The following is a 12034-nucleotide window of genomic DNA, read 5'->3' as shown; positions in this document are numbered from 1 at the left end:
TCGTCTTACCGTCGGCGAGTATCAACCACCGCACCTCTTGGTGTGCCGTACCTCTGCGCCACGCCGTGCGCCTGGCCTGCCGTCGGGCAGACGATCCCGTGCCTGGCCGTTCCGGGAAACCTGATCGCAGCCGCCCTTGCCGCAGTTCCCGCTACCATCGCCGCTGCCGCCCGGGCCATAAATCCGCTTCGGGAGAGTAGGTGCCCGCCAGGCCGCGGGACTTTGGGGCAGCCAGGTGACTTGCTGTGCGCGGCGGGGCCGGCTCGGTTTGGCCCTCCGTGTTCCCCCTCCGGGACGGTAGGAGCGGGCCGACTCACCACGGGCCCTGCCGCACAGTCGCCAGTGGCTCCCCGGCGCCCACAATCACGCTCCGGGCCGTTGCCGTCGAGTGGGTCCCTCGGAAGGTTCAGTGATCATGACAACCTCTTGCGGCCTTGCGCGTCCCTGGATGCGTACAGACGGAAGCCACCTCGTTCCGCCGACACAGCCCTGGAACACCTGTTCGATGCTTTATCGACGATCCGAGAGGCCTTACGGAGACCTGTTCTGCGACTTTTCGCAGAACAGCTCACGGACGACAGTCACTGTTCGCCAGGGCCCGACCCACCACCAAGCCCCCGCTCTTCCCGTTCACTTCGGAGGGACAGACGGGGCCGAGAAAGAATCGTGCCGAGCCTAAACGCTAGCCGTCGGAGGTATCACTTGTTGTCGCTAGAACCCGAAGTTGTTCCGTCATCGACGGACGGACGGCCTGGGCCGTTCGTCCGGGCGATCCGGGCTGCCGGGCGGTGGACTGCTCGCATCGGTGGCCGCTCGACCACTTGCTTCGTCATCGCTGCGGCGACCGGAGTGCTGCTCTCGTCCCTGCCTCCGGGTAAGGCCGGCGCGTCGCCCCAAGCCGTCATCTGGACGCCTTGTGCGGATCGCCCGGATTTCGAGTGCGGGAGCCTTCCTCGGCCGGTTGACCCCGATCACCCCGCGGCCGGCATCTTCCCCATGGCTCTGGCCCGTCACCGTGCGACGGACCCTGATCACCGCCTGGGGGTTCTGGTCGTCAACCCCGGTGGCCCTGGCGAGTCAGGCGTCAACTTCACCTTCGGCGCGCGGTGGGTCTTCAGTCTAGGAATCCTGGCCCGCTTCGACATCGTGGGCTTCGACCCGCGAGGCGTCGGACTCAGCCAGCCTGTGCGGTGTTCGAGCGACCTGCTTTTCGGCGGACCGACCAGCTATCCCTCGTCGTCGGCGGAGTTCGAGTCGTTGCGCGAACACAACCGCCAGCTCCACGAGGACTGCGTCCAGCACTCCGGTCCCATCGTGCGGCATGTCTCGACCGACGATGTCGTGCGCGACGTGGACGCCCTGCGCGAAGCACTCGGCGAGCACAAGATCAGCTTCTACGGTCTCTCCTACGGCACCGTCATCGGCCAGCGTTACGCAGAACGCCACGGCGGGAACGTGCGCGCGATGCTCTTGGACTCGCTGGTGGACCGAGCCCTTGACGCACATGCCTTCGTGGCCGCCTCCGCCCGCGCGGCCGCCGACTCTTTCGAGCAGTGGAAACTGTGGAATACCAGCACCTCCGAGTCGCCCTTGTGGGGCCTCGACCTCGATGCTTTCTGGGACCGCCTCCTCGAAAGGGCGTCACGCGGTGAACTCGTCACCCCAGGAGATCAATCGAGTCCGATCACTGTGCACGACCTCAGCAGCACTCTCACCGCCGCCGCCTATGGTCCGGATTGGGCCGAGTTCAGTTCATGGGTGCGAGATGTAGACGAAGGCGGTGTCGCGGACGCAATGGAGTCCCGTAGGAGAGTGAGTGACGTCAGTCTTTCCGCAGCCGCGTTGACGACTGTCACGTGTGCCGATCGGGACTTCCGGGCACGCACCTTTACCGAATACAAGGCACTTACAAGGGAGGCACAGCGTATCTCTCCGCGCACCGCCGGTTCGGTCCGCGGCAACGAGGCGCTGACCTCCTGCTTGGGCCTTCCTGACGCGGACACACCGCAGCACGTCGGCGTCATGGACACGGAAGTGCCGACCCTGCTCCTTAACAGTAAACACGATCCGGCGACTTCATACGAGAACGCCGCCTCCGTGCGACGCCAGCAAGTCCTGGGAACCGTCCTGGTCACCTATGAGGGAGCAGGACACGGCGTGTACGACCGAACGGAGTGCACCAGGCAGATCGGCGACGCCTACTTGCTGTCGCTGACAGTACCGCTCGACGGATCCGCCTGCCCAGCAACCAAACCGTGACGGTATGGAACGGCGCGCGGACTTTACGAGTGGTCGCCCCGTACGGCCAGAAACCCGCACACCACTGGCACAGGAGGTCTGCTGCCCGGGCTGTGGAAGAGTCAGGCTCCGAGGCCGGGGCACGGGACAGGTTGAGACTGCGAGGCGTTGGTCATAGGCCGTCCGTTCCTGGCGGCTGCGCCTGGTCGCCTTCCCGGCCAGGCTATTTCAGAGCTCCGCTGCCCAGGTCTGGCGGGATTGGCACGGTGCGACCGGGCGACAGCACCTCATAGACCGGAAGGAGTGCGGCGTTTCGGACGGCGGAGCGGCGGCGCCTCAGAACGGAGGCGAGCACCAGGCGTACCGATGGAACATCCGGGTCATGCAGCCCTCAATAACTCTCGGAGAGTTGTTGCCCCCGGATGGGTCCAAGGCGGATGACCTTCCTTGGGCCCATCCGACAACACCCAGGGCCGTATCTGCTAGTTCTATGGCGGTGCGAGACGCGGTCTAGATGTATTGAGCATGAGCGTTGTTAACGCTGGCCGGGCTTGATCGTGGCGAAGACCTCCGGTGTGGTGGAGGTGTCTAGGCTCACCGCACACGGAGGTCTTCGTGTCCCACCGTAATGCCCGGCTGACCGTCCACGGCAGGCGACTGCTGGTCGAACGTGTCCGTTCGGGCCGTCCCGTCGCTCATGTGGCCGCCGAAATGGGCATCTCACGCGCCACGGCCCACAAGTGGGTCCGCCGCTGGCGGTCCGAGGGCGACGCCGGACTCGCCGACCGCTCCAGCAGGCCGCGCACGACTCCGCACCGCACCCCCGCGGCGGTGGAGGCACGTGCCTGCCAACTGCGCCGGACCCGCAAGCTCGGCGCGGCCCGCATCGGCCCGATCCTGGGAGTGCCCACCTCGACCGTGCACCGGATCCTGACCCGCCACGGCCTGAACCGACTCTCCTTCCTGGACCGGCCCACCGGGCAGGTCATCCGCCGTTACGAACGCGAGCGGCCCGGCAAGCTGCTCCACGTCGACGTGAAGAAACTCGGCCGGATCCCCGACGGGGGCGGCCACAAGGTGCTGGGCCGCAAGGCCGGCCGCACCACCCGCAGCGGAATGGGCTTCGACTACGTCCACTCCGCCGTCGACGACCATTCCCGCCTGGCCTACAGCGAGATCCACCCGGACGAGAAGGCGGCCATCTGCGCAGGCTTCCTGCGACGGGCCGCGGCCTTCTTCCAGACCACCGGCATCGACCGCATCGAGCGGGTCCTGACCGACAACGCCTGGCCCTACCGCAAGAGCTTCGCCTGGCAGCAGGCCCTGGCCGACCTCGGCGCAGCCGGCTGCTCGACGAATGGGCCTACGTCCGGCCCTACACCAGCAACACCGAACGCACCGCCGCCCTGGCAGACTTCCTGCACACCTACAACCACCACCGCTGCCACACCGCACGCGGCGGCCAGCCACCCATCAGCCGTGTGAACAACGCTGCGGGTCAATACATCTAGAGCGTGTTTCTTTGATCGGCTGGTCGGTTGATCAGATATGCCTGTCCGATTAGTGATCACTGATGCAATGTGGGACCGGATCGAGCCCTTGATACCGGCCGATCCCGTCCGCGGTCGGCGATGGGCCAATCACCGCCGAACCTTGGGAGTCATCGCCTGGAAGTGCCGCACCTGCTCTCCCTGGCGAAACCTGCCGGACGAGCTCGGCCCGTTCCAGACCGCTCATAAACGCCTGATCAGGTGGGCCGTGGACGGCACCTGGGAACGCATCCTCGCCGTAATTTTGGCAGCAGCCGACGCTGATGCTGACATCGGCTGAACCGTCTCGGTGGATTCCACCGTCTGCCGGGCTCACCAGCATGCTGCCAGGGCCAGGAAAAGGGGCGCCAGGCCGCGCCGAACCTGACGACCACGCCGTCGGACGCTCCTGCGGCGGCTTGAGCACGAAAGTCCCCATCGCCAGCGACAGCCGTGCACGACCCCTGTCCCTTCGCATCACCGCAGGCCAGGCGGGCGACGCCCCGGCCTTCGAGACCGTCATGGCCAGCATCCGTGTTCTGCGAGGCGGCCCCGGCCAACCCAGAACCCGACCCGACGCAATCCTGGCGGACCGTGCGTATTCATCCCGCGCGATCCGCAATCACCTCCGACGAGCGGAATCCGCACTGTCATCCCCCAGCCCTCCGACCAGGTCGGCCACCGGCTGCGGCGAGGCCGCGACGGAGGCCGTCCACCGACCTTCGACGCCGAGGCGTACAAGCAGCGCAACGCTGTCGAACGCTGAATCAACCAGCTCAGGCAGTGGCGCGGCCTGGCGATGCGAACAGACAAGCTCGCCATCGCCTACCAGGCCGCACTCCACCTCGCCGCCATCCTCATCTGGACAGCCACTTGACCGCCGAAGCACCTCGCCCGCGAGGATGGCCACATGGACGATCTTGTGAAGTTCCTCGTCGCACGTATCAATGACGACAACCACGCCTACGCCTACGTGGCCGGCACCCTGGGCGGCGAGGCTCTCCTCGACAGCCACCTCCCCATGCTCGACCTGATCGAGCAACTGGCGAACAACTACAAAGCAATGGGCCCCTCGGACTCCCGCTCAGCCGGCCTGGCCTACGCGCTGCGAGTCCTTGCCCAGTCCTACGCCGAACACCCCGCCTACCAGCGGGAATGGTGCCCGTAGCCTTTCAAAGAGACAGTCCCTAAGACGCGCCGCCGCTGGCAGCATCGCTGCCATGCCGGTCAAGGCGATCGACGGCTTGCTCGCTCCATGCCCGGATGACTGATGCCTGCTCGGGGGTCAGTGAGTCGAGGAAGTAGCGACGGATGTTGTCGCCGTGCACGAGTACGGCCTTCTGGGCGGCGCCGCGACCCTCGGCGGTCAGCCCGATTCCCGCGCGGCGACCATCGACCGCGTACCGGGTGCGCTTGACGAAGCCGCGTTTCTCCATGCGCGTCAGCTGATGTGAGACGCGGCTCTTGTCCCAGTCGAGCGACTCGGAGAGCTCGCCGACACGCATCTCGCGGCCGACAGCCTGCCACAGCGTCACCAGCACGCTGAACTCGGCCTTGGAGACATTGCAGTCGCGCTGTAGACCACGCTCCAGCTCCCTGGTGAGCAGACGCCGTGCACGCATCCAGGTATCCCAGAACTTCCACTCCTCGGATTCCAGCAATCGAGTCTCCGTCATGTCACGAGGATACCGCGACCAGCAGAGTTGTCACATCAACCCACTTCAATCTAGAGTTGACGTGACAACTCAATGGGAGGGAAGACCATGCCACTTCGCATCGCACTCATCCTCGGAAGCACCCGCCCTGGTCGCCGCGGCGACCAGATCGCAGCCTGGGCACTGGAGGCCGCCCGTGCCCACGGTGGAGCCGACTACGAACTCATCGACCTCGCCGACCACGGACTTGGCAACCTCGACGAGCCTGGCAACCCGAACCTCCAGCAATACCAGCACGACCACACCCGCGCCTGGGGCTCACTCATCGCCAGCTTCGACGGCTACGTGTTCCTCGTCCCCGAGTACAACCACTCCTACCCCGGAGCCCTGAAGAACGCCCTGGACTACGTCTACCGGGAGTGGAACGACAAGGCCGCCGGGATCATCAGCTACGGCGGCTGGGTCGCCGGGGCCCGGGCCGCCGAGGCGCTGCGGCTCGTCCTCGCCGAACTCCAGGTGGCCACGGTCCGCGCCCAGCCCACCATCTCGACACACCCCTCGTTCACCACCGGCACCTTCTCCCCCCAGGAGGGCCTCAATACCGCCGTAGGCGACATGCTCGACCAGGTGATCGCCTGGTCCGGTGCCCTGCGCAGGGTGCGCCAAGCTAAGACGCAGACGCCCAAGGCTGCATGAGGGCCAGTTCGTGACGGATCCGGTGACAGGATGCGGCGAGCCGACGGCCCCTGCGGGGGAGGCGCTGTCGCCCCTGTTGCCGGTTGCCGATGAACCCGGCCGTCCGTGGCGCGACCACCGGCAGGTAATCAACGACGCGTTATAGCGGTTGCGAACTGGGGCTCCCTGGCGTGACCTGACGGTGCGGGAGACGACGAAAGGGGCGGGGTGGGCGCCGCACAGGTGCGCGGTGGCTGCTGCATGGTCGCGGATCTACTGGGCTTGTTCGCCAGCCCGGCGCCCCACCTCCAAGCCCGGCGCGGCGCCGACCTGGCGCCGACATTCCCGGAGCTCGTCCGAGCGGCGACCGCGCTGGGCGTCGAGGGCGGTCCTCAACGACGGGCTGGTGGTGCAAGGTGTCGGCGGCTCGACTTCGCCGCCCCGCGACGGAACGCGCAGCCCTGAACCGGCCAGGGCATGGACGTCGACTGCTATCTCCGTAGAGTCCAGGACCGCATCGCCTACGGCGTCCAGACTGCGCTGACCGTCCATGGTCACCAGATCGGCCGAGGTTGGGCAGAAAAAAATCAACAACATCAGCAATGGCGGCGGTCCACATCGAACTCCGCCGAGGGCAGCACGTTTGCGATCGGCGCGCCCGCCCATACGCGGCCGAGGTCCTGGCGTAGCCGATGCGGACCGGTCGCTCGGTGCGGGGGCGGGCACGATCGCGAGCGCCGGTTGCTGCTTCCCGGCGCGGCCGGGGTGGCGGTCGGTGGGGACGCGGACTTCGAGTTCCTCGCGGAGCATGGGGACGAGGACGAAGCCAGGGGGTGTCGTACTTCGCGGCGGTCTTCCCGCCCCGGGTGCGGCAGGCGGAGCCGGCTGGGTGCGTCACAGTTCGGGCAGTCGTGATGTTCTGGCGCAAGTACTACCTTATCGGGTGTGAGCCCATGCAGGAAGCTCCTCAGAAGCGCCTCGCACAACATGCTGGTTTCGAGAGGCCTTTTGCGAGCGGCGACCTGCGGAAACGCGATCTCCCCAAGGGTCTCGCAGATCTCTCACAGATGGCCATTTATGAGAATGACTCTCCGTCACCCCCTGGGCCCCAGGCGGCCGGTAGTACCGGATATCGCTTCGGCGTTCGGCACCCACCGGGAACCGCCTCGACCCCCGCCTGGACATCGACTTCACCCCGCTGCGCGGCGAGGAACCCGCTGCGGTCGGCTACAACGCCGCCGCCTGAACGCGGGGCCTTGCCATGTCTGCCTGGGTCAGCTGAAGGTGCGGCGGTAGGTCTGCGGGCTGACACCCGTGGCCCGTTTGAAGCGGTCACGGAAGGTAGTGGGTGAGCCGAAGCCGACTTGACTGCCGACGCGTTCGACGGAGTGCTTTGTGGTTTCGAGAAGGTGTTGTGCCTGGCGAATTCGGGCTCGGTGGAGCCATTGGAGCGGAGTGGTGCCGGTCTGGTCGCGGAAGCGCCGGATCAGGGTTCGGGTGCTGATCCCCGCGCGCGAGGCGATATCAGCGAGCGTGAGGTCGCGTGACAGGTTGCCCCTTAGCCAGGCGAGCAGCGCCTCGAGTTCAGCTCCCTGCGGTGTGGGGGTGTGGTCGTGGACGATGAACTGTGCCTGTCCGCCCTCTCGTTCGAGCGGCATCACCGACAGGCGGGCGGCGTCGGCGGCTACGGCCGAGCCGTAGTCACGGCGGATCATGTGCAGGCACAGATCCAGCCCCGCGGCGGCGCCGGCCGACGTGAGGAACTGGCCGTTGTCGACGTAGAGGACGTCAGAGTCAACGTCGATGTCAGGGTAGGTGGCGGCCAGCAGGCGGGCCGCGCGCCAGTGGGTCGTGGCGCGTAGCCCGTCGAGGAGGCCGGTGGCAGCGAAAGGGAAGGTGCCCACACAGATGGAGGCGATGCGAGTGCCGTCGGTGGCGGCCGAACGCAGCGTGTCGCGTACTGCGGGCGAAAGCGCGGCCGTGGGGTCGGTGACGCCCGGCACGATGATCGTGTCCGCGTCCTGCAGTCCTTCCAGGCCCCAGGGTGCGCGCAGGGTGAACGCTCCGGCGTCGACCTCGTCGCGCTCGGAGCACACCCGAATCTGGTAGCCGGGCCGCCCATCGGGCAGGCGAGTCCGGGAGAACACCTCGAAGGGAGTGGACAGGTCGAACGGGATCACCTGATCCAGTGCGAGAACGGCAACGGTATGCATGGCCGGAAACTACCCCATCACCAAACTGAACTCGCCAGTAGATTCTTCACGGAATCCAAAAATAGCCAGGTCAGTGCACTCAAAGGCGCAATGGCACTATTCCGTTGATCTGTGGCACTACTGCCACTAGGCGATCACGTCGACAGCCTGTTGACTTCAGGGCGTGCCGATGGAGATCGCCCCCGAAGGAGTCACCCATGCACATCCAGATCGCTCTGTTCGACGGCTTCGACCCACTCGATGTCATCGCCCCCTATGAAGTGCTGTACGCGGGCCGCACAGCGTCGGACGGCGCGGTGACCGTCGAGCTGGTCAGCGCAGAAGGCCCTCGCGAGGTAGTGAGCGGCACGGGGGGACTGGTGCTGCGCGCCACCGGCGCTCTCGACCTGGAGCATGCCGACATGGTCCTCGTGCCCGGCGCCTCGGGACGGATCGGCGAACCCGGCGAGGTCCCGGACGTGGAAATGGGCGCCGGAGAGTGGAAGCAGGACGAGTTCATCCCGGTGCTGCTGGGCCGGACACTGAATACCGAGTTGCCCGCGCTCCTCAAGCAGGCGATGGACGATCCGCACATCATGGTCGCCACCGTCTGCGGTGGCTCGCTGGTCCTGGCCATGGCCGGCTTGCTCGAAGGACGTCACGTCACCACCCATCACCTGGGCCTGGACATGCTGGATGCTACCGGTGCCCACGCGGTCCGCGCCCGCGTCGTGGACGACGGCGACCTCGTCACCGGCGCCGGTGTCACCTCCGGGCTCGATCTGGGCCTGTACTTGCTGGAGCGCGAGGTAGGCCCCCGCATCGCGCACGCTGTCGAAGAACTCTTCGCCCACGAGCGGCGCGGCACCGTCTGGCGTGCCCAGGGACCGACGCCCGCCGCTCTCTGAGTTTCCGGCCTGAGAGGCCGATCACCGGCTCATCACCTTCCTTGCACCGTCAGAAAGAGCATCACCATGCCCGTCGAAGGCACCTGGAATCTGTCCATCTCCACCCCCATCGGCAAGATCAAAGCCGTGGTCGAACTCCGCGAACAGGACGGCACCCTGACCGGCGTCGCCCGCGGAGCCGACGAGGAAGTACCCCTCAGCGATGTCGCCCTTGACGGCGACCGGCTCACCTGGAAGCAGGCCGTCACCAAGCCCATGCGACTGAACCTGGCCTTCGACGTGACAGTCGACGGCGACACTCTGAAGGGCACTTCCAAGGCTGGCCGTCTCCCGCCCTCGAAGGTCACCGGCGAGCGTCAGACCGCACCGGAGCACCAAAGGTGACCAAGTTCCTCCTGTCCTTGCACGTCCTGGCTGCCATCATCGGGCCCTGTCACCGTCGCCGCGAGCATGTTTCCCGCGACGCTCCGCCGCACCGTCGGCGGGCCAGACGACGGCGATGCCGTCGCCACCCTGCGGACCCTGCACCGCTTCTGCCGCGTCTACGCGGGCATGGGCATTGCGGTTCCCCTCTTCGGCTTCGCCACCGCCAGCAGCCTCGGCGTTCTCGGTGATGCCTGGCCCATCATCTCGATACTGCTGACCGCCCTGGCCGCTGGCGTACTGGCCCTGCGGATCCTGCCCACCCAGGAACGCGCCCTGACTGAGGCAGTGGACACAGCCTCACCGCCGGCGGTGGGCCACCTCGCCATGCTCGCCGGCGTCTTCAACCTGCTCTGGGCCATGGTCACGGTACTGATGGTCATCCGGCCCGGCTCCACCACAGGAGGATGACCGTGCTACCTCAGCCCCCACGCCACCTGCGCATCGTGGCTCACGCAGAGCCGATCTCACTGATCGTGATGCTGGCCAACATATTCACCATTCACCTCAAGCCCATCTCCTCGGCGATGGGCCCCACCCACGGCTGCGCCTACCTCTTCGTCGTGATCGCTACCTGGCGCTTCCAGAACACCCCGGCACGGCCAAGGTCTTGGCCTTGGTTCCCGGCGCCGACGGGCTCCTCGCTCTGCGACAACTTCACCGCGGTGCTCCCGCCGCACCAGGACGGAAGGCGCCATGCCCTCATGAACCTTGTGTCTCCGATACTCATCGGCGTCATCTACTGCCTGCTGATGTCCTTGATCAGAGAACCACACCGTCGCCGCTTCAACGCGATCATGGTGGGCGGAGCCTGAGCCGCCTATCTGAGCGGCGGCGGATTCGGCCCGTGGGAGCTCCCATTCGTCGCACTCACGGCATACGTCGCGTACCGCGGCCTGAACTCCTGGACCTTTATCGGCATCGGCTGGCTCCTCCACACCACATGGGACATAGCCCACCACCTCAAGCCAACCCATCCTGCAGTTCACCCACGACTCATCCCTGGGTTGCGCCATCTGTGATCCGGTCATCGCCCTGTGGTACTTCCGCGGAGGACCTTCCCTGATTGCGACAATCCGCCGCTGGTTCAGGCCCAACCACACAGCAGACCACGTGCACGATCACTCCTCTGCTCCCTCCTGAGTTTCGCTGTGGGACGGGACCGGGGCATCAGGTCAGTGGTGGTCGTGCGCCAGCAGCCGACGAGTGGCCCCACGCAACGTCGGACACGGTCCTCAAGTCGTCGCCCTGGTCGGTTCGGGCCTCGCCGGGAATGCTGCTCAATTGAGCGCTAAGGAACGATCTTGAATCGTACCGAGAGGCGCAGCGAAAGTACCTCACCCGCCTCATCGGGCAGGTGGGCAACAAGCGGTTCGACGCCGAGTACATCAAGGCGATCAAGAGCACCGCGATCGCGCTGCGGGCCCCCCGGAGCGGACGGCCACCGCCGCGAAACGGCTGACCAAGGCCGCCGCTCACAAGCTGATCGGCGCCCTCGTCGCTTCCTGACCCCGGTCAATCCGCGCCATCCTCGTCGTCCTCGTCCGGTTCGGGCGCGTCCGGATCGCGCAGCCGGCGCAGGGAGCCAGCGGCCGAGCAGGTTCAGGTTTCTGTGCTTGAGCGGGGACAGGCGGGCGAAGTCCTCGTCTCGGATCTCGTGGCCCTCGGCACGAAGTGCCTCGACGGAGGCGTCGGTGTACTTCGTGGTCCACAGCACGATGTCGCTGAGGACCAAGCCGAGCGCTCCGAGCTGGTCCTCCATCCCGTCCCGGTACGCCTGGTGGATGGTGCCGCGCTTGCCGTGGCAGAGCCGCGACGCCTTCTCCAACTGCGGCAGCGTCGACAGGCGCTCCTACTCCGTCTTGCGCTTGGCGGCGTTCAGCAGCCGGGCGGCCATCAGGACCTGGAACAGGTCCAGGGACTCGTCGATCGCCTTCGCCTCCAGGTGCCGCATCACCTCGGTGAGCATCGCGGTGCGCTTCGGCTCTCCGCCCGTTCCAGCAGGGGCGCCTTCGACCCCAGCGCGTACCGGGCCAGCGCGGCCATCCGGTTCGGCGGGATCTGCGACAGCCTCAGGCACCCCAGCCGGTAGGCGCCGATCTCGTCCACCCGCTCCAAGGCGCGGGCGAACGCCGTCCCAGTCGTCCGCGTCGGCGGCCGGCGCAGCCGCTCCAGCTCCAGCTCCAGCTCCAGCTCCAGCTCCAGCTCCAGCTCCGAGAACCATGCCCCTCCGGCGCCTTCAAGGTCGCCATCAACTCTCCCGGCAGCGCCGGGTCGGCGCGGCGGGCCGCGCCCGCAACGGTGGCGTGCAGCCGCTTCTCCGCGACCTTCCGGGCCTCCGACACCTGCCGAGCCAGCACACTCACCCCGGGCAGCAGCACCCGGTTCCGACGCACCCAGCCCACCGCCTGGTT

7 protein-coding genes and 7 pseudogenes are annotated in these 12034 nt (G+C 66.9%); 10 read left to right on the top strand and 4 right to left on the bottom strand.

The features are described 5' to 3' along the window. Positions 1 to 996: 996 nt before the first annotated feature. The 4 genes and pseudogenes from GA0115242_RS39035 (at position 997) to GA0115242_RS39020 (ending at position 4935) form a co-directional block, all read left to right on the top strand. On the top strand, positions 997 to 2259 hold the full coding sequence (locus tag GA0115242_RS39035; RefSeq protein WP_093836392.1) for an alpha/beta fold hydrolase: 1263 nt from the start codon (positions 997 to 999) through the stop codon (positions 2257 to 2259). Positions 2260 to 2853: 594 nt separating this feature from the next. Next, positions 2854 to 3749: pseudogene (locus GA0115242_RS39030) on the top strand (leucine zipper domain-containing protein). A gap of 37 nt (positions 3750 to 3786) precedes the next feature. Continuing rightward, positions 3787 to 4644 (top strand): annotated as a pseudogene (locus GA0115242_RS39025) (IS5 family transposase). Positions 4645 to 4677: 33 nt separating this feature from the next. Then, positions 4678 to 4935 carry a DUF6221 family protein gene (locus tag GA0115242_RS39020; protein WP_093836391.1) on the top strand — a complete coding sequence of 86 codons (258 nt, stop codon included), beginning with the start codon at positions 4678 to 4680 and terminating at the stop codon, positions 4933 to 4935. 19 nt (positions 4936 to 4954) lie between these two features. Here the strand turns inward: GA0115242_RS39020 and GA0115242_RS39015 are convergent, their stop codons facing one another. After that, a complete protein-coding gene (locus GA0115242_RS39015; RefSeq protein ID WP_093836390.1) occupies positions 4955 to 5443 on the bottom strand; it encodes a MarR family winged helix-turn-helix transcriptional regulator in 489 nt (162 codons plus the stop codon). Positions 5444 to 5530: 87 nt separating this feature from the next. On the opposite strand from GA0115242_RS39015, the gene GA0115242_RS39010 reads away from it, so the two are divergent. Together GA0115242_RS39010 and GA0115242_RS42225 are read left to right on the top strand one after the other, a co-directional pair. Beyond that, a complete protein-coding gene (locus GA0115242_RS39010) occupies positions 5531 to 6118 on the top strand; it encodes an NADPH-dependent FMN reductase (RefSeq protein WP_093836389.1) in 588 nt (195 codons plus the stop codon). A 22-nt stretch (positions 6119 to 6140) separates the two neighbouring features. Further along, positions 6141 to 6260: pseudogene (locus GA0115242_RS42225) on the top strand (transposase); the annotation flags it as partial. A gap of 1111 nt (positions 6261 to 7371) precedes the next feature. On the opposite strand, the gene GA0115242_RS39000 reads toward GA0115242_RS42225, so the two are convergent. Beyond that, positions 7372 to 8310, bottom strand: a complete 939-nt coding sequence (locus GA0115242_RS39000) for a GlxA family transcriptional regulator (protein WP_093836388.1) — start codon at positions 8308 to 8310, stop codon at positions 7372 to 7374. A 197-nt stretch (positions 8311 to 8507) separates the two neighbouring features. On the opposite strand from GA0115242_RS39000, the gene GA0115242_RS38995 reads away from it, so the two are divergent. From GA0115242_RS38995 to GA0115242_RS38975, 4 genes and pseudogenes are all read left to right on the top strand, one after another. Next, a complete protein-coding gene (locus GA0115242_RS38995) occupies positions 8508 to 9197 on the top strand; it encodes a DJ-1/PfpI family protein (RefSeq protein ID WP_093836387.1) in 690 nt (229 codons plus the stop codon). A 66-nt stretch (positions 9198 to 9263) separates the two neighbouring features. After that, a complete protein-coding gene (locus GA0115242_RS38990; RefSeq protein WP_093836386.1) occupies positions 9264 to 9581 on the top strand; it encodes a hypothetical protein in 318 nt (105 codons plus the stop codon). Then, positions 9578 to 10031, top strand: a pseudogene (locus tag GA0115242_RS38985) (hypothetical protein). Before GA0115242_RS38990 ends, GA0115242_RS38985 begins: the two are co-directional and overlap by 4 nt. Positions 10032 to 10324: 293 nt before the next feature. Further along, positions 10325 to 10763: pseudogene (locus tag GA0115242_RS38975) on the top strand (DUF6010 family protein). A gap of 457 nt (positions 10764 to 11220) precedes the next feature. On the opposite strand, the pseudogene GA0115242_RS42690 reads toward GA0115242_RS38975, so the two are convergent. Further along, a pseudogene (locus GA0115242_RS42690) lies at positions 11221 to 11448 on the bottom strand (Tn3 family transposase); the annotation flags it as partial. A 27-nt stretch (positions 11449 to 11475) separates the two neighbouring features. Further along, positions 11476 to 12034 (bottom strand): annotated as a pseudogene (locus GA0115242_RS42685) (Tn3 family transposase); the annotation flags it as partial.

The sequence above is a fragment of the Streptomyces sp. SolWspMP-5a-2 genome (assembly GCF_900091845.1).
In the GTDB taxonomy this organism is placed as follows: Bacteria; Actinomycetota; Actinomycetes; order Streptomycetales; family Streptomycetaceae; genus Streptomyces; species Streptomyces doudnae.
The sequence above is the reverse complement of the archived record's forward strand: the minus strand, read 5'-3'. Positions and strand labels throughout refer to the sequence as shown.

Bases quoted from the DNA above. Each gene is read 5' to 3' on its own strand.
- GA0115242_RS38995 (WP_093836387.1), top strand. From the start codon at position 8,508: ATGCACATCCAGATCGCTCTGTTCGACGGCTTCGACCCACTCGATGTC.
- GA0115242_RS39015 (WP_093836390.1), bottom strand. From the start codon at position 5,443: ATGACGGAGACTCGATTGCTGGAATCCGAGGAGTGGAAGTTCTGGGAT.
- GA0115242_RS39010 (WP_093836389.1), top strand. From the start codon at position 5,531: ATGCCACTTCGCATCGCACTCATCCTCGGAAGCACCCGCCCTGGTCGC.
- GA0115242_RS38990 (WP_093836386.1), top strand. From the start codon at position 9,264: ATGCCCGTCGAAGGCACCTGGAATCTGTCCATCTCCACCCCCATCGGC.
- GA0115242_RS39000 (WP_093836388.1), bottom strand. From the start codon at position 8,310: ATGCATACCGTTGCCGTTCTCGCACTGGATCAGGTGATCCCGTTCGAC.
- GA0115242_RS39035 (WP_093836392.1), top strand. From the start codon at position 997: ATGGCTCTGGCCCGTCACCGTGCGACGGACCCTGATCACCGCCTGGGG.
- GA0115242_RS39020 (WP_093836391.1), top strand. From the start codon at position 4,678: ATGGACGATCTTGTGAAGTTCCTCGTCGCACGTATCAATGACGACAAC.